The 19,293-nt window shown below is 59.3% G+C and carries 13 protein-coding genes and 1 pseudogene; 10 read left to right on the top strand and 4 right to left on the bottom strand.

Features of this window, described 5'->3' with window-relative positions:
* Positions 1–1,172, bottom strand: a 1,172-nt coding sequence (locus AC6FTP_RS19045; protein WP_497208496.1) for a hypothetical protein, incomplete at its 3' end; no start/stop codon positions are given.
* A 141-nt stretch (positions 1,173–1,313) separates the two neighbouring features.
* Between AC6FTP_RS19045 and AC6FTP_RS19040 the strand changes: the two genes are divergently transcribed.
* From AC6FTP_RS19040 to AC6FTP_RS19005, 8 genes are all read left to right on the top strand, one after another.
* Positions 1,314–2,333, top strand: a complete 1,020-nt coding sequence (locus AC6FTP_RS19040) for an AAA family ATPase (RefSeq protein WP_497208495.1) — start codon at positions 1,314–1,316, stop codon at positions 2,331–2,333.
* A 62-nt stretch (positions 2,334–2,395) separates the two neighbouring features.
* Positions 2,396–2,758 (top strand): four helix bundle protein, encoded by a 363-nt coding sequence (locus AC6FTP_RS19035; RefSeq protein WP_497208494.1) that lies wholly within the window; start codon positions 2,396–2,398, stop codon positions 2,756–2,758.
* 61 nt (positions 2,759–2,819) lie between these two features.
* Entirely contained in the window at positions 2,820–3,722 is a 903-nt protein-coding gene (locus AC6FTP_RS19030; RefSeq protein ID WP_497203311.1) for a DUF58 domain-containing protein, read from the top strand.
* Positions 3,723–4,104: 382 nt separating this feature from the next.
* Positions 4,105–6,159: a BatA domain-containing protein gene (locus tag AC6FTP_RS19025; protein WP_497203310.1), complete on the top strand. Its 2,055-nt coding sequence runs from the start codon at positions 4,105–4,107 to the stop codon at positions 6,157–6,159.
* The gene (locus AC6FTP_RS19020) at positions 6,156–10,163 is read left to right on the top strand and encodes a hypothetical protein (protein ID WP_497208493.1); all 4,008 of its coding nucleotides are present in this window, start codon (positions 6,156–6,158) and stop codon (positions 10,161–10,163) included. Before AC6FTP_RS19025 ends, AC6FTP_RS19020 begins: the two co-directional genes overlap by 4 nt.
* A gap of 353 nt (positions 10,164–10,516) precedes the next feature.
* The gene (locus tag AC6FTP_RS19015) at positions 10,517–12,925 is read left to right on the top strand and encodes a glutamine amidotransferase (RefSeq protein WP_497208492.1); all 2,409 of its coding nucleotides are present in this window, start codon (positions 10,517–10,519) and stop codon (positions 12,923–12,925) included.
* A gap of 1 nt (position 12,926) precedes the next feature.
* Positions 12,927–13,913, top strand: coding sequence for a hypothetical protein (locus tag AC6FTP_RS19010; RefSeq protein WP_497208491.1), 987 nt, complete (start codon positions 12,927–12,929; stop codon positions 13,911–13,913).
* On the top strand, positions 13,910–14,176 hold the full coding sequence (locus tag AC6FTP_RS19005) for a hypothetical protein (protein WP_497208490.1): 267 nt from the start codon (positions 13,910–13,912) through the stop codon (positions 14,174–14,176). The genes AC6FTP_RS19010 and AC6FTP_RS19005 overlap by 4 nt, the downstream gene beginning before the upstream one ends.
* A 10-nt stretch (positions 14,177–14,186) precedes the next feature.
* Here AC6FTP_RS19005 and AC6FTP_RS19000 read toward each other — a convergent pair whose 3' ends face one another.
* Positions 14,187–14,738, bottom strand: coding sequence for a hypothetical protein (locus tag AC6FTP_RS19000; RefSeq protein ID WP_497208489.1), 552 nt, complete (start codon positions 14,736–14,738; stop codon positions 14,187–14,189).
* Positions 14,739–14,868: 130 nt separating this feature from the next.
* Between AC6FTP_RS19000 and pbpC the strand changes: the two genes are divergently transcribed.
* The gene (gene pbpC, locus AC6FTP_RS18995) at positions 14,869–17,139 is read left to right on the top strand and encodes a penicillin-binding protein 1C (RefSeq protein ID WP_497208488.1); all 2,271 of its coding nucleotides are present in this window, start codon (positions 14,869–14,871) and stop codon (positions 17,137–17,139) included.
* A gap of 3 nt (positions 17,140–17,142) precedes the next feature.
* Here pbpC and AC6FTP_RS18990 read toward each other — a convergent pair whose 3' ends face one another.
* On the bottom strand, positions 17,143–18,150 hold the full coding sequence (locus tag AC6FTP_RS18990; RefSeq protein ID WP_497208487.1) for a polyamine ABC transporter substrate-binding protein: 1,008 nt from the start codon (positions 18,148–18,150) through the stop codon (positions 17,143–17,145).
* On the bottom strand, positions 18,147–18,932 hold the full coding sequence (gene proB / locus AC6FTP_RS18985; RefSeq protein ID WP_497208486.1) for a glutamate 5-kinase: 786 nt from the start codon (positions 18,930–18,932) through the stop codon (positions 18,147–18,149). The genes AC6FTP_RS18990 and proB overlap by 4 nt, the downstream gene beginning before the upstream one ends.
* Positions 18,933–19,043: 111 nt before the next feature.
* Between proB and AC6FTP_RS18980 the strand changes: the two are divergent.
* Positions 19,044–19,293: pseudogene (locus tag AC6FTP_RS18980) on the top strand (3-phosphoglycerate dehydrogenase); the annotation flags it as partial.

Below are 19,293 nucleotides of genomic sequence, written 5' to 3'. Positions count from 1 at the left end.
CCCGGCACGACTCGGATGGCAGGACCGCCGAATGCCTGAATCTTCACGTTATCCAGCCCCGTGACAGACGTGCTAGCTGTGCTGAAGCGGATGCCACTCAGATCGATCTCGGTGCCGGGCGTCATGCTCCAGGTGGCTTTGAGCGTGTTATTGATCAGCAGCCTCACCGTGCCAGCGGCGCTGTCCCATTCCATCCGGCCATGAGTCACTGCATTTGCTGTGTACGCAGCGCCAGAACTGGGGCTGCCCGTCAGCACTCCGTCACTGCCATTGTAATAAGACACGCTGCCGCCGCTCAAATCGGTCCGCAAAAAACCCTTCGTGCTATCCAGGAAGAGAGCCATGCTGCCGCCGCTGAGGTGGCAGAAATCAAAGTCCAGCACATACCGTGTGGCCCACAGGCCCAGTGACATCTCGATCTGGCCATAGCCAGCAGTGGATACCAATTCGAGGGCGCGCCCCGTCATGGCACCGATGCCGTTGCGCACCTTGGGGTAGCCGAAGTTCACATTGCTGGGTGAGCGCCCACCGCCAGTCGCGGTTATCTGTCCCACCGTGTGCGGCTCACCTTCCCAGGTGATGTCATAGACGTCTGGCAGACTGAGTGGCGTGGCCAAGCTTTCTCCCACAGGCGGGATGACCACCAGATTGTCCAAGTAGTAGTATGAATCCAAGATCTTCAGCTCGGTGATGTCCGCAAAGCTGGCTGGGAGGGTGACTGTGGCGAAGTCTGCCAGAGGGCCTGCGCCATCACCGAGCGGTGGCATGGGCACCGTCGTATTGACCAGCACACCTCCGACCTTGGTGCCCTGAATCCGCAGACTTGCGGGCGCTCCGCCAGATGCCCCGGCAATGTCCAGACTGACGGCGGTAAAGGCTAGATTTTGCTCATGACGCAAAGTGAAGTTTTGATCTCCGGAGATAAAGCGGGCGTAGTTTGTGCCGTTCGCAGGTGAACTCAGGTAGAGGTGTGGCTGCACATACATGCCGCCATAATAATCCGCCACAGGCCTGGTGAGGACGAAGCCCTGCTCTCTGACACTCGGGCGGAAGCCCGTGCCTCGGCCATTCGATTCAACGTGCGGCGGATCAAAGCCAAGCGTCCGAGTGGTCACCTGAGCGTGGAGCGCTGCAGATAAAAAGGTGACGACGAGAAAGGGTAGAATACGCATGCAGAAGTTTAGTAAGCGACCTCCGTTCAGATCACAAGCTTCGAGTCGAAAGGGACATGCACCAGACTCATCGCACCGATTTTGCGCGCATCATCCCGATGATAGCTTGGCACGGCTTGCGCTGTTTGATAGACAGCGCCTATGTCCGACTCCACCGACACCCCACCTCCCGCCGCAGCATTGTCAGACAAGGAGGTCGTCGAGATGGTGGCCGGGATACGCGAGAAGATGATGAGCGAGGTCGGCAAGGTCATCGTCGGTCAGCATGAGGTCATTGATCAGATGCTCATCGCCCTCATGGCAGGCGGGCATTGCCTCATCACCGGCGCGCCCGGTTTGGCGAAGACACTGCTGGTGAAAACCGTGGCCGATGTCTTCGATCTCAGCTTCAACCGCATCCAGTTCACGCCCGATCTCATGCCCTCCGACATCACCGGCACGGAGATCCTCGAAGACACCGAGCAGGGCCGTCGCATGGTCTTCAACAAAGGCCCCATCTTTGCCCACATGATCCTCGCGGATGAAATCAACCGCACGCCGCCGAAGACCCAGGCCTCGCTGCTGGAGGCCATGCAGGAGCACCAGGTCACCGTCGCAGGAAACACGATGCATCTCCCTGAGCCCTTCTTCGTGCTCGCCACGCAGAACCCCATCGAGATGGAAGGCACCTACCCGCTGCCCGAGGCACAGCTCGACCGCTTCATGCTGAACATCGTCATCGACTATCTTAGCGAGGACGAAGAAGTCGCCGTCGTCACCCGCACCACGAGTGGCAAAAAGGAGGCCGTCCATCGCCTCTTCACTGGTGAGCAACTCCAGGCCTTCCAGCAGGTCGTGAAGAAGGTGCCCATCGCCGAAGACGTCGCCCGCTACGCCGTGAAACTCGCCGCCAGTTCCCGCCCCAACCGCCCCGGCACCCCCGACTTCGTCAATGAATGGGTCAGCTGGGGAGCCGGAACACGCGCCAGCCAAAACCTCGTCCTCGGCGCCAAAACTCGAGCCCTCATCCAAGGCCGCGCCCACGTCACCCTTGATGACATCCGCGCTTTGGCGCTGCCGGTGCTCCGACATCGTATCCTCATCAATTACCGCGCTGAGGCGGAAGGAGTGACGGTGGCGAAGGTGATCGGGAGGCTGATTGAGAACCTTGGAGGGAAATGACGAATGAGTAAGCACCAATGACGAAATAAAGACGAAGGCCGAATGACGAACTCTGAACCTGGATGAGTGCTGACAATGACAAGCCTTATGATCTCGAAGAGCGGACTGCCGTCTTTGGGGAGAAGGTCATCGACTTCGCCAAAGAGGTGCCGAAAAATGAAATCACCAGGCCGCTCATCAGTCAGATCGTCAGATCAGGGACCAGTGTTGGAGCCAATTATGTCGAGGCTGATGATGCAGTCTCGAACAAGGATTTCAGAAACAAGATCGCTACCTGCAAGAAAGAGGCCCGCGAAACCAAACACTGGTGCCGCATGATCGTTCGTGCTGTTCCAGAGTTGCGCGAGAAAGCCAAACTCATCTGGCAAGAAGCCAAAGAACTCCACCTCATCTTCGCCGCCATCCTCCGCAAACGCCCCGAATAGCCTGCTCATCTTCGTCATTATTTCGTCATTCGTGCTTACTCATTCGTCATTCTGACCCTCCATGCCCTCCCACCTCGACACCTCTGCCCTCGCGCGCATTCGCTCTCTCGAATTGCGCGCGAAGGTCATCGTCGAAGGACTCTGGAAAGGCATGCACCGCAGCCCTTACCACGGCTTCTCGGTCGAGTTCTCCGAATACCGGGCTTACGTCCAGGGCGATGATCCGCGCTACATTGACTGGAAGGTGTTGGCGCGCAGTGACCGCACCTTCATCAAGAAATTCGAGGACGAGACGAACCTGCGTTGCCAACTCGTCGTGGATCACAGCCGCTCGATGAGCTTCGGCTCGGGGCCGATGACGAAGGCGGATTACGCGGCCACGCTCGCCGCCACCATGGCCCTCTTTCTCATGCAGCAGGGCGATGCCGTGGGCGTGACGACCTTTGGTCAGACCTTGCAGGAACACATCCCAGCGCGGAATCGCCCCGGTCATCTGCGGCGGCTCATGCTGGAGCTGGAAAAGCCCGCGCCTGCGGGTGCCACATCGCTCGATCTCAGTGTCAGCCAGCTCGCTGATCTCGTCCGCAAGCGCGGCCTGATTTGTCTCGTGTCGGATCTGCTCGCACCTGTCGAGAAGCTGGAGCGCCAGCTCGGCCTGCTCGGTGCCATGGGCCATGATGTCGTGCTCTTCCACGTCATGGATCGCGCCGAGATCGACTTCAGTTTTGATAAGGCCGCGCACTTCCGCGATGCCGAAACCGGTGCCGAGCGCTTCATCGATCCCGCCTCCGCCCGCGAGATCTATTTGAACCGACTGAACGTCCACCGCGACTTCATCCGCCGCGCCTGCGAGCGCCAAGGCATCGAGTATCACTGGACCCCGACCGACACCCCCATCGAGCACGTCCTCTTCGACTTCCTCTCCGCCCGCCTGAGAAAGAAAGGAGGCGTCGCCCGCCGATGACCTTGCTCTCCCTTTCTCCCAAGCCCAACGGGCTTGCGCATCACAGCGAAGGGTTGGCCCGTTCGAGGGCCTACCCTGGTTCTCCAACGCCCACATCTGACCTTCACTCCGAACCCCAACGGGGTTCCGCATCGTTAGCGCCAATTACCTCCCACTACCTCCGCCGATACGGAACCCCGTTGGGGTTCGGCCCAGATGGCGTTTTCGTGTCCGCCATTTCCAGGGTAGGCGCTGCTGCGCCAACCCTTCGCTATGATGCGGAAGGCCTTTGGCCTTCACAGAGTCCGATCCGCTTTGCACGTCTGGCAATCCGTTCTGCATTCGTCATTCGGATTTTGTCATTCCTTCGTCATTCGTCATTCGGATTTCGTCATTCCCTCTCATGACCTGGCTCTTCCCACTCTATCTGCTCGGTGGTGCTGCGATCATCGGGCCGATCCTGATGCATCTGCGTCGCAAACCGCCGCAGGATAGGGTGGAGTTCAGCTCGCTGATGTTTCTCGATGCGCAGACGCCCATGCCGGTGAGCAAGCGTCGCCTCGAAAACTGGCTGCTGCTGTTGCTGCGCTGTCTCGCGCTACTGCTGCTCGCGCTGATGTTTGCGCGGCCTCTTTGGCGCTCGGAGAATGAAGACGCTGTCTCGCAGAATCAAGCCACCGTTCTGCTGCTGGATCGCAGCGCGTCGATGCAGCGCGGGGACCTTTGGAAACAAGCCATCACTGCCGCGACACAACGACTGGAGAAGATCGCCATCACGGATCGGCTCGCCGTGGCGACCTTGGATCGCGAGACGAAGGTGCTCTGGTCCTTCGATCAAGACAAGACCTCCGCCAGCACCCGCCTCGCTGCTTTGAAGCCACAACTCGCGGCGCTGAAGCCCGGCTGGGCTTCGACCGATCTCGGTCAGGCGCTTGTGGATGCCGCAAGTTGGTTTGGCAGCGCGCAAGGTTTGAGCGGATTGAAGAAGCGCCTCGTCATCATCACCGACTTCCAGGAAGGCGCACGTCTCGATGCCCTGCGTGGTATGGTCTGGCCGGAAAATATCGCCGTCGAGGTGCTGCGCGTGGACGCCCCGAACTCCGATAACTTCACGCTGAGCCTCGCGGCGAGCACTGAGGAAAGCCTCCCTGGCCAAAGCGATGCGCCCACGACCCGTGTCCGCCTCAGCAACACCCGCGATTCGAAAGCCAGCGACTTCAAGCTCTCCTGGGACAAGGGCACCGAGCCACCCACTACCGGCTATCTTCCTCCAGGTGCGAGTCGCGTGCTCAGCCTTCCAGGCACTGCTGGTACACTCACGCTCACCGGCGATGCCTGGGATTTCGACAACCGCATCTACATCGCGCCCTCTCAGCCAAAGGCGGTGAAGATTGTCTTCATCGGCGATGAAAAGACGCGCAGCGAAGCCGCCTCACCTCTCTTCTACTTGAGCCGTGCCTTGCAGCAGACTCCGAGTTTGCGCCCCGAGCTTTCCATCGTGCCGGAGAGCGCAACGAGCATTCCGGTGGGCACGGAGCTTGTCTTCATTTCAGGCGCACGACTGAATGCGCCTCTCATGCAAAGCGTGCGCGCATTGGCGGAGAAGGGTGGCTTGGTCATCGCAGTAGTCACGCCAGAGATGAAGGCGCAGGACCTAGAAGCACTCACGGGCATTAGCGGCATTCAGTCAGACGTTTCGGATAAGTCTGACTCGACTGACGAATACCAGATGCTCGCCGAGGTGCAGACCACCCACCCACTCCTCCGCCCCTTTGCTGATGAGCGCTTGCGTGACTTCACGAAGCTTCGCTTTTGGAAACACCGCCAACTCACGCTCCCAAAAGATGCGCCACTCGAAGTGCTCGCACGCTTTGACCAAGGTGATCCTGCCATCCTCGCGCGGTCGCTTGGCAAAGGCCGTCTTGTCTTGCTCACCAGCGGCTGGCATCCGGCAGATAGCCAGCTTGCTCTCAGCACCAAGTTTGTCCCGCTGCTCTACGGCTGGCTGGAAGCAGCCGGATTCCGCAACGAACAAGCTGTGTCGTTGTTGGTTGGAGATGTGCTTCCTCTGGAGGCAGCCACCTCGATCATGACACCCGACGGCCAGACGCTCACCCCCAAACCCGGCGACACTATTCGCGCTGAGGTCCCGGGCATTTACACCTTGGGCAAAGATCGCCTCATCGCCGTCAACATCGCGCCCGAAGAAGGTCGCATCACCCCGATGGACCTCGCCAAGCTCCGTGAACTCGGCGTGCGAGTCGAAGAAGGAGATATGGATGCCACCGCCAGCGCCAAAGCCGAGGATAAAGAGCGCCTCGCCGTCACCGAGCAGGAGGCGCGGCAGCGTGCCTGGATCTGGCTGCTCGGCAGCCTGCTCGCCATCCTCGCCTGGGAAACTTGGCTGGCTGGAAGAATTAGACAGGGAACACTTCAACCCGCGTATTCATCACCATGATCGAAGCTGAAATCCTCAAAGAGAAGTTCCGCGTGGTCATCGACAAGATGCGCACGCTGAAGCGCCAGCGTCTGGTCATCCTGATCTATCTCGCGATGTGCGCTTTGCTGCTCGTCGTCATCAGTCACCCCGAGTGGTTGCCGAAGGCATGGCGTGTGAGGTTTTTACAAGGTCTGACACTGCCGCTCGTCATCGGTGGACTGTTGGCGTGGTGGCGATATCGTAGCCGGATCTCTCCTTTGGAGATCGCTCGCAAGCTGGAAGAAAAAGACCCGAAACTGAATGGCCTCGCCATCACGGCGGCGGAACTTTTGCAGAAGCCTGAGCCCAGCTTTTTGGAGTGTCGGGTCATCTCTCAGTTCACGGATCATGCCGCCACGCAGGATTGGTCGAAACAGCTCATTGGCTGGCGTGGAGCGCTGTGGGGATCACGCAGCATGATTGCGACGGCCATCCTGCTCGTCACCTGCATCGTCCTTTCGAATCGAGCCATCTGGCAGCACGATCATCGTCCAAAACAGGTTGCTCAAAAAGCCGCTATAGAGCCCGCGACCCCAGCCCCCGAACTCTCCGCCACGCTCACCCCTGGAGACACCGAGATTGAGCGCGGATCACGACTTGTCGTCGAGGCCACCTTTGCCAAAGATGTGCCTGCTGACGCAGCGCTCATCATCTCCGAACTTGATGGCAAGGAGCGCGATCGCATCCCCATGCGGCTGACGGTGGATGAGCAGGTCTTTGGCGGAATGATCGCCAAAGTGGACAAGGACGCGCGCTACCATGTCGAGTTCGGCGATGGCAAATCGAAGCAGCACACGATCACGACTTTTGTGTATCCGAAGTTGGAACAGGTGGATGTGAAGATCACACCGCCAGCCTACACGAAGCTGCCGCCGAAGGAGATCAAGAACACGATGAAGATCTCGGCGATGGAAGGTAGCTCGATCGATTTCAGTCTGAAGGTGAACAAGCCGGTCAAAGAGGCGGAGTTGTTTGGTGAAGATAAGACGGCGATCAAGCTCGTGCCATCGGCCAAAGATCCGACGATCCTCGTGGCGACGATGAAGGCGGAGAAGACGCAGAAGTGGCGCGTGCATCTCGTCGATGACAAGGAGCGCGCGAACAAGAATCCGCCTTGGATCAGCGTGACCGTGCAGTCGAACCAACTCGCGAAGATCGAGGTCGTCTTCCCGAAGCGCGATGTGCAGGTGTCGCAGATTCAGGAACTATCGGTTGAGGCGAAGGTTTGGGATGATCTCGGTGTGACGAAGAGTGGCGCGAGTTTCAGCATCGCGGGCAAGACGAAGGACGTTATTTTCAAGCATGGCGTCACCGAGCCCTCGAAGAAACATGACGTGAAGGAATTGCTCGCTCTGGAAAGTGAGAACACCTCACCGCGCCAGCTCGTGAGCTATCACTTCTGGGCTGAGGACACTGGCCCGCAGGGCGAAGTGCGCCGCGCGATGAGCGACATGTTCTTCGCCGAGGTGCGGCATTTTGAAGACATCTTCCGCGAAGGCGAGTCGCCTCCTAGCGAGGGCAAGGAACCGCAGAAGAAGGGCGACGCAGACAAGCTCGTCGAGCTGGAGAAGCAGATCGTGAACGCCACCTGGCGGCTCGTGCGTGATACGAATGCAGGCAAGACCATGGAAGCCGCTGCACCCGATGCAGGTGTCGTGCAGGAGTCCCAGGCAATGGCTTTAGAGCAAACCAAAGAGGCAATGGAAAAAGCCGAAGATGCCCAGATCAAAACCGCTCTCACCGAAGCCTGGAAGAGCATGAAGGACGCGCTCGATCCGCTCGGCATGGCTGCGGAGGAGAAGAAGCGCGCCTCTCTGAATCAAGCGCTGACCTTTGAGCAAAGCGCGCTGGAGTGGCTGCATCAGGCGCAGAGTCGCGAGCACATGATCATGCGCTCGAAGTCATCGAAGAGCGCCAGCGGCAAACAAAAGCAGATGCAGAATCAGCTCATGGAACTGGAGATGAAGCAGGACGAACAGCGCTACGAAGAAGAGAAGCAGGCCACAGAAGAACAAACCGCCGAGCAGCAGGAGAATTTGCAAGTGCTGAACCGGCTGAAGGAACTCGCCCGCCGTCAGGAAGCGCTGGCCGAGAAAATGAAGGAATTGCAAAAGCAGCTCGATCAGGCCAAGACGGAGCAGGAGAAGGAAGAACTGCAAAACCAGCTCAAGCGTCTCGAAGAAGAACAGAAGCAGCTCGTGAACGATCTCGATGATCTCAAGGAGCGCATGGAGAAGCCCGAGAACGCCGCCAACATGGCCGAGGCCAAAGAGCAGCTCGAACAAACCCGCGAGCAGGTCAATGACGCTGCCGAGAAGCTCAAAGAACAACAGCTCGCCGAAGCCGCGAACTCCGCCACTCGCGCGCAACGTGAGCTGGAGAAGATGCAGGAGGACTTTAAAGAGAAGACTGCCAAACGCTTCGGCGATGAGATGAAACAGATGCGCCAGCAGGCACGTGAAGTGGCTGAGAAGCAAAAGCAGATCAGCGAGTCGCTGGAGAACCAGAAAACCGGCGAGCCCAGTGGAGATACCAGCGCCGATCTCGACAAGATGCTCAAGGGCGGCGAGGCCTCACGCCAGATTCAAGATCAGCAGGAAAAGGTGACGAAGCTGCTCGAAGACATGAAACGTGTGAGCGAGCAGGCCGAGGGCAATAACCCGCTGCTGCATCGTCGTCTTTACGAAGCTGTGCGCGAAGCCAAGACGGGTAGGCTTGAAGAACACCTCGACGAAGCGCGGATGCAGTCCCGTTACGGCCAACGCGCCGAAGCCCAAGACGCCGAACGCAAAGCCAACACGCTCGTGGATCAGCTCCAGCAAGGTGTGGAGAAGGCTGCGGAAAGTGTGCTCGGCAGCGAGACGGAAGCGCTGCGGATGGCGCGGACGGAATTGGACAAGTTGATCAAGGAAGCCGGTCAGGAAGGTCAATCCAGTCAACCGGGTCAAGACGCCGAGAAAGCACAGGCATCTGCAACCTCACCCAAAGCCGGTAGCAAGCCTTCGGATGATCCCAAAGGTGAAGCAAAAGGCGCTGGCAAGCAGCCAGGAGACAAGCCTTCTGAAACGGCAGGGAAGGAACCCGGAGAGAAAGCTTCACCTTCAGGCCAGCCTTCGAAGCAAGGCCAGAAAGGCGATGCTAAAGGCGAGGGCAAAGAGCCTGGACAGATGGCGGGCAATGAACCCGGACAACCCAAGGGTGGTGAACAGCCCGGACAAGCTCCTGGGCAGGGGAAAGCGCCCAGTGAACAGCAAGCGAATGCACCTTCAGGTCAGCAAGGTCAAGGTGGCCAAAAGGGTCAACAAGGTCAGAAGCCTGGAGAAGGCACGCAACCGGGTGAGCCGAAAGATTCACAGCCCGGAGAGCCTCCTCAGATGGCGCAGGGCGAGGGCAAGGAAGGTGCCGGAGGCAAAAAAGGCACGGGTGGGAAGCCTGGTGAAGCCGGCCAGGGAGGCCAAGGTGGTCAGCCCTCTCCCGAGAGTTCAGCCGAACCGCAGCAAAAGGGCGCACAGCAGCAGCTCTCAGCCAATCGTTCGCAACAGCAGCCCGGTGGTCGTGAACGCAACACGGCTGGAGGCGGCGGTGGTGGTGGCAATGAAGGCGGAGCCTTCTTCTTCGACCAAGGCGCGGAAGTCGCCAATGACCGACCCTTAACCGGCGAAGGCTATGACCGCTGGACAGATCGCCTGCGCAATGTGGAGGAGCTTTTGAACCAACCCGAACTTCGCAACGAAGCCGCCAAGGTGCTCGACAACGCCCGCGCGATGCGCATCGACCACGAACGCAACGATGCAGCCCCACAGGTCGATCATCTCCAGATGCGAATCCTGAATCCGCTCGTCGAGCTGCGTGATCGCGTGGCAGAAGAACTTGCCAAACGAGACACGAAGAACCCCATGGTCCCCGTGGACCGCGACCCCGTGCCGCCTGCCTTCCGCGAGCTGGTGAAACGCTACTATCAGGAGCTCGGGAATGGGAATTGAGTCATGAATCTTATCAGCGGCATAGGTTTAGTAGTTCCAATCGTGTGGTGTCTGAGCTTCGCTTTAGGCTTAATGATGGTCGGTGGCGGGGGAGATGACACTTCAGACAAGCAGTTAGTTTTCGCTGCTGCTTCTAGCTCCTTTCTGACGGGGTGTTGTCTGGAGATTCTTTGTTATCTCATACAAAAACGATCCCTTTTGTGGATGCCAAAAACATCGGACCTTTCATCATGGAGGTCAGCGCATGGATTTCTTTTTGTGCCTGCGGCATACTGGTCAAGGCTGTGTTTTGCAGCAGGATTGCTGGTGGTTGTGGCTTATGTGTTGGAGCTTGTATGAAATCTTAATCATTAATGACCCTCACCCTCCAACATCCTGAGCGCCTCTGGCTCGTCGCTGCGATCCTCGCGGTGGCAGCGCTGGTGTTGGTATTGGGGTATCGGAAATCACCGCTGCAGGGTGTCACGAAATGGGCGGCGATGGCTTGCAAACTAGGCGCATGGGGCCTGCTGGTCTTCTGCCTCACGGACCCGGTGTGGTCACGCAAGCAGCCAAAGACAGGCGAGAACGAAGTCGTGATCGTGGCGGACAACAGCGCGTCTTTACAGGTGGCTGAAACCTCCGGCGGCATCACGCGCAGCGAATCCATGCGTGAGGCACTCGGCAAGGATGCCGAGTCACCACCATCCTGGCTGGATGAACTCGGGCGCATGTTCCGTGTGAAGACTCAGATTGTGGACGAGCGACTGCAAAACGTGGCCGACTTCACGAAGCTGGACTTCAGCGGTACAAAGTCGGAGCAGGAGCGAGCGCTGAAAACCCTGCGTGGCGGAGGCCAGGGAAGCCGAACTGCGGCAGTGGTCTTGATCACGGATGGCAATCCGACGGATGTAGCGGAAGGCGTGAGCATTCCGCAGGCCTCGAAAGCACTCGAGACTGCAGAAGGAAGACTCACGTCATCTTCTACGGTGCCCGTGTTCCCCGTCCTCGTCGGCAAAGACGAACCCACGCCTGACCTGCGCATCGTGGAGCATTCAGTGACACAGACTTCGTTTGAAGACACGCCGGTGACGATCACGGCACGCATCGCGGGAACTGGCTTTGTTGGCAAGCAAGTAGCGGCGGTCGTGCTCGATGCAGCTGGGAAGGTTGTCGTCACGGAGAAACTCGAACTCGCGAAGGATGGCGAGGCGCAGACATTGCGACTGAAGGTGCCAGCGGTGAAGCCGGGCATCTCGTTCTTCCGATTGGTGACACTCGATGCAGCGCGGCTGAAGCAGATCGAGAAGGATGATTGGAAGGCGCTTTCCAAAGAGGCCACGCTCGCTAACAACGAACGCCACATCGCCGTGGATCGTGGGGCGGGGCCGTATCGGGTGCTGTATGTCTCGGGGAGGCCAAACTGGGAATACAAGTTCATGCGACGCGCGCTGGCCGGTGACACTGAGGTGCAGATTCCTTCGCTGATCCGCATCGCCAAACGGGAGCCGAAGTTTGAATGGCGTGGGCGGACGGGGGAAACGAGCAACCCGCTCTTCCGTGGTTTTGGCGATCAAGGTGTGGCGCAGCGCTATGATCAGCCGGTACTCACGAGGCTGGGCACGAAGGACGCGAAGGAACTCAGCACAGGCTTTCCAAAAACAGCGGAGGAGCTGATGGGGGAGTATCGAGCGATCATTCTGGATGACATCGAGGCGGCGTTCTTTACGCAGGAGCAGATGAATCTGATGGAGCGGTTTGTCAGCGAGCGCGGCGGTTCTTTGCTCATGCTCGGCGGGCAGGAGAGCTATCAGCAAGGCGGCTATGATCACACGCCTGTGGGGCGGATGCTGCCGGTGTATCTGGATCGCATTTCGCAGTCACCAGCCATCGAGAATGGGCGCTTTGATCTGACTCGCGAAGGCTGGCTGGAGCCATGGACGCGAGTGCGAGCCGGCCGTGAAGAGGACGAGAAGCGTTTGGCCGAGATGCCGGGCTTCTTTTCCGTGAATCAGACCTTCTCGATCAAGCCGGGCGCGAGCGTGCTGGCGACGATTAAGGCGGGCGAAGAGGCTACCACGTTTCCAGCTCTCGCGGCGCAGCGTTTTGGCGAAGGGCGTGTGGCTTCCGTGATGATCGGCGATCTCTGGCGCTGGGGGATGCGCGATGAAGATGCACGCAAGGATCTCGACAAGGCATGGCGTCAGCTCATGCGCTGGCTCGTCGTCGATGTTCCGGATAAGATTCAGTTCACGGCAGTGCCGGATGCCGAGCGGATGAAGCTGGAAGTGCGGGTGCGCAATTCGTCTTTCCGAGCGCAGGACGATGCCGTGGTGAAGATCGAGGTCACGGGGCCCGGTGGGAAGAAGAGCGAGTTGTTTGCCGAGCCGAGCTTGAAGGAAGCTGGGCTGTTTGAAGCGGAGTTCTACTCGCGCGAGACGGGGGCCTATCGTTCAGTGACGACGGTTACTTTAGCAGCAGAGAACGCAGAGATCGCAAAGGTTGAAACGAAGGCCACGGGCTGGGTGCATGATCCATTGACGGTGGAGTTTGCTTCACTGAAGCCGGGGCGTGAATGGGCGGAGCGGGTGGCGAAGGAATCGGGCGGTCGCGTGCTGAGCCTGGCTGACTTGCCGAACCTGCCGGAGATTTTGAAGGACATTCGAGTGCCCGTGGAGGAGACGATCACGACACCGTTTTGGCACGCGCCGTGGGTGTTTGCGGTGGTGCTCGGACTGCTGGGTGTGGAGTGGTATTTGAGAAGGAAAGGAGGCATGGCATAAAGTGAAATCCGAAACCCGAAATCCGAATGACGAAAGAATGACGAAGCTCAAAGCCAGAGGCTGGATGGCTTATTGTTGGCTGCTGAGTCTTTATCTTTTCGGTGCCTGCTTTGCCATTGCGGCACAGCGTGATGTTGAAGTCCTCATCGTCACGGGAGCTCCGGGTGAGAAAGAGTATGCCGAGCGTTTCGAGAAGCAGGTGGAGACTTGGAAAGCGGCTTGTGAGAAGTCAGGCATCGCGGTCCAGGTCATCGGCAAGGATGAACACGATGCAGAGGCTCTGGAGGCGGCTTTGAGAAAGGCAGCCACGAAGATCACCGGCCAGTTTTGGCTCGTGCTGATCGGGCATGGGACTTTTGATAACCGCGAGGTGAAGTTTAATCTGCGTGGGCCGGATGTGACGGCAAGGCAGCTCGCTGCTTGGTGTCAGCCAATCAAACGTGAGTTGATCTTCATCGACGGAGGTTCATCGAGCGCAGGCTTCCTCCAGCCGTTGGCGGGGAAGAATCGAATCATCATCACGGGCACGAAGAGCGCGGACGAAATCTACTACACGCGCTTCGGAGAATTCTTCGCGCCTTCCATCGCGGGTGATCTGGCGGCCGATATGGATCAAGACAAGCAGGTGTCGATCCTCGAAGCCTTTCGTCATGCCAGCAAATTGGCGTCCGAGTTTTACGAGAAGGAAGAGCGCATCTCCACCGAGCACGCATTGATCGAAGACAATGGCGATGGTGTAGGCACGCGGTCAGAAGTTTTGAGCAAGGAGTCCAAGGACATCAAAGACGGCGCTCGGGCAGGCCAGGTGGCGCTCGTTTTGAGCGAAGAAGAAATGAAGCTCACAGACGCTCAGCGATCCAAGCGCGATGAACTGGAACGAAAGCTGGAGGCTCTGAAGGCCAAGCGAGCTGAGATGGAGGAGGTTGTCTATTACCGCGAGATCGAGGTGCTGCTGCGGGAACTGGCGGCGGTTTATGAGCTGCCATGAAAAAGCCGTCCAACAATCCCTGGGAACTGCTCATTATTGCCACTCTCTTCATCATCATCGGTGGTGCCATGATCTACCGCAAAGTTCCAATTGTGATCACTGGAGGTGTCGGAGGGAGTGGACGCTATGGTTCAGGTCTTTCCTCTGGAGCTGATGCGGATACGGCCTCTGTGATTGGGCTCACGGGGATTCTTATCGGGCTCGCCATCGTGGCTTTTTACATCAAACTGAAGCTAGATATTGATCGGGATGATCCATCCTGAGGGCTCATCTTTAGAGAGATTCTCTCCCCGTCGCTTCGAGAAACTGCTGACGGAGGATCTGACAAGCACGTTCCTTTTCATCCAGGGCGTGCTGGGCTTCCATGAGTTGTCGCTCCAGGATTTGCACACGCTGATGCAGCAGGGCATCGCCGCTGCCTTTTTCGAGATCGGGCCACTGCGCACCGACGAGTGTGGTGTGGGCGCTGCGGACGTGATGAGGGCTGGCCTGGAAGAAATCGAGTTCGCCGAGGCGGGACTCCGAGGCGTCGGTGCAGTCGATGAGGATGACGTTTTCGTCGATCTGGCCGGTGGCGAGGAACTCCTGGATGGTGGCGACGTTCGTGGGGCCGTAGAGATACTGGTCTGGCATCTGGATGAGCCAGTCCATCTGAAGCTCACGGATCATCGGGGCACGCCGCCAGCTCTGGCGACCATCGTCGGAGAGCTTGTCCATCGGGGCGATCTTGGCCTCCGAGGCAAATTGCAGCAGCGTGTCTTGGTCAAGCGGGCCGTATTCCTCGTTGGTGGAGGCTTTGATGAGATGCCAGGTGCGGTTGGACATGTTGGTAATCTAGGTGAAACGAGCGTCCTTTTGGAAGGATAAACTTTTCGTGATAGCGGAACTGCTGTGAATTTCAGTTCTCAGGCTCGGTTTCCCGGCGTTGATTGCACCGTCTCCACGTCACGAATTCATGAAAAAACTCCGTCGTTGGCTCCTGCCTGCCACCCTGCTTTTGCTGGGCCTGGCGCTTGGCTGGTGGGTGCTGCCATGGCTGGTGGCGCTGCCACAGTCACTTGATCAGGAGAGGGCGGTTTCGGTGCAGTATCTTGCTCGCGATGGATCAGCACTGAGGCAACTACTCACGGCGGAGGGAGATCGTGTCAGTTCGGGAGCGCGGTTTGAGGAACTGCCCGGCTTCTTGATCCAAGCCACGCTCGCGGCTGAGGATCGGCGCTTTTGGAATCATGGCGGGGTGGACCTGCTCGCGGTGGCGCGGGCGGTGCGGGACAATGCTTCGGCGGGACGTGTGGTGTCAGGTGCTTCGACGATTCATCAGCAGCTCGCGAAAGTAGCCGCAGGTCGGCTGCAAAAGCGCACGCTCGGAGTGAAGGTCATCGAAGCTCTGCAAGCGCGACGGCTGGCGATGTCCTGGTCGCGTGAACGAGTGCTGACCGAGTATCTGAATCGCATCCACTATGGCAATCTGCTCACGGGCTGCACGGCGGCGGCTTCGGGTTACTTTAACAAACCTCTGCGTGATCTGACCCTGGCCGAGTGCGCCTTTCTCGCGGCTATCCCACAGTCGCCGACGCTGCTGAATCCGTTTCGTAATCGCGAGGCGATCCGACCACGTCAGGAGCGGATTTTGCAGGCCATGCGAGAGCAGGGGATGATTACGGATGAGCAGTGGCGTGTGGCTTTGGCTGAGCCGCTGGTGCTGCAACGTTACACGGGTGGCTTTGCCGCGCCTCATGCCGTGGAGATGCTGCGGGGGCAGGCAAAAGTGGCGGATGGGCGAGTGCGGACCACGATTGATGCAGCGCTTCAGCGGCAGGTGGAAAAGATCATCGCTGCGCGTCTCGCCACTTTAAAGGAACGGCATGTGACGCAGGCGGCGGCGGTGGTGATAGACAATGCCACGGGCGAGGTGCTAGCGATGGCGGGTTCGCGTGACTTCTTTGCGCCAGACGGTGGCCAGATCAATGGAGCCTGGGTTCCGCATTCGCCGGGGTCGGTGATGAAACCCTTCACCTATCAGCTCGCCTTTGAGCGTGGGTTCACTCCGGCGAGTGTGCTGGCAGATCTGCCGGTGGAGTATCCGACCCCGACAGGTGTCTATCGTCCCGAGAACTATGCGCACCGTATCTATGGTCCGGTGACTTGTCGGGATGCTTTGGGCAACAGCCTGAACATCGCCACGGTGAAGCTGTTGGCCAGTCTCGGCGGAGCGGAGACACTGCTGGCGCGTGTGCAAGCGCTTGGTTTGAGTACGCTCACCGAGCCGGCAGAGCATTACGGACTCGGCCTAACTATCGGCAATGCGCCCGTGCGGCTGATCGAGTTGGCGAATGCCTATGCCTGTCTCGCGAGACTTGGCGAGTGGAAGGAATGGCGGCTGGTGATGTCTGATGCGGCGATGTCAGGCCGAGCTGTTTTGAAGCATGAAGCCTGCTATCTGATCGCCGACATTCTCAGTGATAATCAGGCGCGCAGCATGACCTTTGGCACGCATTCGCCGCTGCGGCTGCCATTCCGCGCAGCGGTGAAGACGGGCACGAGCCAGTCGTATCGGGACAACTGGACGCTCGGCTTCACGCCGGAATACACCGTCGGTGTCTGGGCGGGGAATTTTGACAACACGCCCATGCAGGAAGTCTCGGGCGTGACCGGGGCAGCGCCCATCTGGCGGGACATCCTGCTGCACCTGCATGAGTCGAGTCCGGCCACTTGGTATGACGAACCCAAGGAGATCGTGCGCGCCCGCATTGATCCTCGCACCGGCAGACAACTGACCGCGCAGTCACCGCCATCGCGGCTGAGTCGGGAGGAGCTTTTCATCGCTGGCTCGCTGCCGCCAGCAGCCACGCGAGGTGACTACGATGAGCGGGGGCGGGCGCTCCTACCGCCCGAGTTCGCCAAGTGGGTTCGCAGTTCGGACAACTGGTTCGGCGACCTGGTTGTCTGTGCTGACAAAGAAGGCTCTTCACGTCCCTGGCGCATTGCTCATCCCATTCCTGGCACGGTCATCCAGCTTGATGCGGATCTGCCTGGAGGTGGCAAGCGGCTGCTTTTGGAAACTGAGCCGCAGGTGTCTGTGGAGTGGCGTTGTGAATCCCTGCCAGTGCAGCGTGATGGCGGCCAAGCCTATGTCTTGCTTCGTGCTGGGCGTCATGAGTTCATCGTGCGCGATCCAGCTTCGGGTGAGGTGATGCGCACGCATGTGATCGTGCATGACGAGTAGGCGCTATCGCTTCACCGCGTCCCAGACCTTGGTGTATTTGGCGAGGTCGGGACCGAGGTCCTGGATCACCTCGCTCTTCGCACGCACGGCTTCGGGGATGATGACGGCGGGATTGCTGAGGAACTCTGAGCTGACTTTCTTCAGCGCGGCGGTGTTTGGGCAGAGGTAGCCGGTCCACTGCATGTTTTCGGCGGCGGTGTCGGCATCGAGCAGGTGATTGATAAAGGCATGGGCCAGTGCTGCCTGCGGGGCGGACTTGGGGATCACCATTTCATCACAACCCATGACCAGACCCTCCTGCGGGATGATCAGGGTGATCTTTTCATTCTCCTGCGCGACCTGCCAGAGATCGCCGCTGTAACCTTGCACGAGGGTGAACTCCCCGGAGTCGAGCCCGGCTTTGTAGCCTTCGTTGTCAAACTTGGCGGCCTGGGCCTTCCACTTCAGCAGTACTGCCTGCGCGGCGGCGAGCTGGGCTTCATCGCGGGTATTGATGCTGTGGCCGAGGGATTTTAAGGCTGCGCCGATGGTCTCGCGCATGTCGTCGAGCAAGGTCATCCTTTTGGCGATGTCGGGACGCTGGAAGATGGCCCAGGACGACTCGGGGTTGGGCACTTTGTCCTTCCGGCAGGCGAGGATGGTGTAGGCCAGCGTGTAGGGCACGCTGTGGCGCATGGTTTTGTCGGAGACCTTGTCGAGCACGGCGGGGTCAATGTTTGGCAGGTTCGGCAGCTTGGCGTGGTCCAGCTCGCTGCTGATGCCCTCGCTTACCATGAGCTGGATCATGTAGCTGGTGGGAAAGATGAGGTCGTAGCCTTTCGCGCCGGCTTTGAGCTTGGCATACATGGACTCGTTCGAGTCAAAGGTGTCGATGACGACGCGGCAGGAATGCTTCGCCTCAAATGTCTCGATGGCTGCCGGGCTGATGTAATCCGCCCAAGTGAAGATGTGCAGCGTTTCTGCGGCGAGCGCAGGCAGGGCGAGGAGGAAGAAGGCGAGGAGATGTTTCATGAGCGGCGGGCGGTGAATCGTGTGCAGATACCTCCGCCTTCCACCACGGCGGGCAGTTGCTCGGCTTTGCGACCGCTGGCGATGATGCATTGCACGCCACTATTCACGGCATCCTGCACGGCGCGGAGCTTCGAGATCATGCCGCCGGTGCCGAGGGCGGTTTTTTCTTCCTGGGCATGATGGATGACGGCGTCCACGTCATCGACGACGGGGATGGGCCCCTCTTCGGGATGCTTCATGTCACGCAGCAAGCCGGGTGCGCTGGTGAGTAGGATGAGAGTGTCGGCTTTCCAAAGGCAGGCGATGCGGGAGGAGAGCTTGTCGTTGTCACCAAAGCGCAGTTCCTCGATGGCGACGCTGTCGTTCTCATTGATCACGGGCACGATCTGGGGGAACTCCAGCAGGCGCTCAAGGGTGGCCTTTACGCGCTGGGCGCGCTCTTCCTGGGCGAGGTCTTCGTGCGTGACGAGGAGCTGTGCCACGTGCAGGCCGTGGTCGCGCAGCAGGTTTTCATACGCGTGCATGAGGTGGGTTTGCCCCACGGCAGCCAGCGCCTGGAGCGTGGTCATGTCGCTGGGGCGGGTGGACATCTCCAGAGGCTTCAGCCCGGAGGCCACGGCACCGCTGCTGACGACCACGACGCTGTGTCCGGCCTGTTTCATCAAAGCCACGGCCTCCACGAGCTTGCGCAGTTGCACCGGATCAGGCTCGGGCGTGTTGAGCTTGGTCAAGATGCCGGAACCGAATTTGAGGACGATGCGCTGTGGAGCTGCGTGAGACATGGCTGGAAAGGGGCCGCCATGAAAGAGCAGGAGGGCAGGGGAGGCAAGGAGGGAGAGCAAAGGAAGACTTTCCCTTGCCGCTCCGTCCCTCCCGTCCATCCTCGCACTCCCATGCGCGTCCTGCTCACCACCACCAGCTACCAAGACACTCCCGGCGACCACCACGCCCTGCTCGAATCCCAGGGTTTCGACATCCACCGCGAGCGCGGCCCTCTGCCAGAAAGCCGCATGTTGGAGCTGGCCGGTGACTTTGACGCCTTCCTCTGCGGTGACGACGAGATCACCAAGGCTGTTTTGGACAAAGCCCTGCCTCGCCTGAAGGTCATCAGCAAATACGGCATCGGCCTAGATAAGATCGACG

It is taken from the genome of Prosthecobacter sp., assembly GCF_044378005.1.
GTDB lineage: Bacteria > Verrucomicrobiota > Verrucomicrobiia > Verrucomicrobiales > Verrucomicrobiaceae > Prosthecobacter.
The sequence above is the reverse complement of the archived record's forward strand: the minus strand, read 5'-3'. Positions and strand labels throughout refer to the sequence as shown.

Coding starts and splice junctions, on each gene's coding strand:
- pbpC (WP_497208488.1), top strand. CDS start 14,869: ATGAAAAAACTCCGTCGTTGGCTCCTGCCTGCCACCCTGCTTTTGCTG.
- AC6FTP_RS19000 (WP_497208489.1), bottom strand. CDS start 14,738: ATGTCCAACCGCACCTGGCATCTCATCAAAGCCTCCACCAACGAGGAA.
- AC6FTP_RS19015 (WP_497208492.1), top strand. CDS start 10,517: ATGACCCTCACCCTCCAACATCCTGAGCGCCTCTGGCTCGTCGCTGCG.
- AC6FTP_RS19020 (WP_497208493.1), top strand. CDS start 6,156: ATGATCGAAGCTGAAATCCTCAAAGAGAAGTTCCGCGTGGTCATCGAC.
- AC6FTP_RS19040 (WP_497208495.1), top strand. CDS start 1,314: ATGTCCGACTCCACCGACACCCCACCTCCCGCCGCAGCATTGTCAGAC.
- proB (WP_497208486.1), bottom strand. CDS start 18,932: ATGTCTCACGCAGCTCCACAGCGCATCGTCCTCAAATTCGGTTCCGGC.
- AC6FTP_RS19005 (WP_497208490.1), top strand. CDS start 13,910: ATGAAAAAGCCGTCCAACAATCCCTGGGAACTGCTCATTATTGCCACT.
- AC6FTP_RS19025 (WP_497203310.1), top strand. CDS start 4,105: ATGACCTGGCTCTTCCCACTCTATCTGCTCGGTGGTGCTGCGATCATC.
- AC6FTP_RS19030 (WP_497203311.1), top strand. CDS start 2,820: ATGCCCTCCCACCTCGACACCTCTGCCCTCGCGCGCATTCGCTCTCTC.
- AC6FTP_RS19035 (WP_497208494.1), top strand. CDS start 2,396: ATGAGTGCTGACAATGACAAGCCTTATGATCTCGAAGAGCGGACTGCC.
- AC6FTP_RS18990 (WP_497208487.1), bottom strand. CDS start 18,150: ATGAAACATCTCCTCGCCTTCTTCCTCCTCGCCCTGCCTGCGCTCGCC.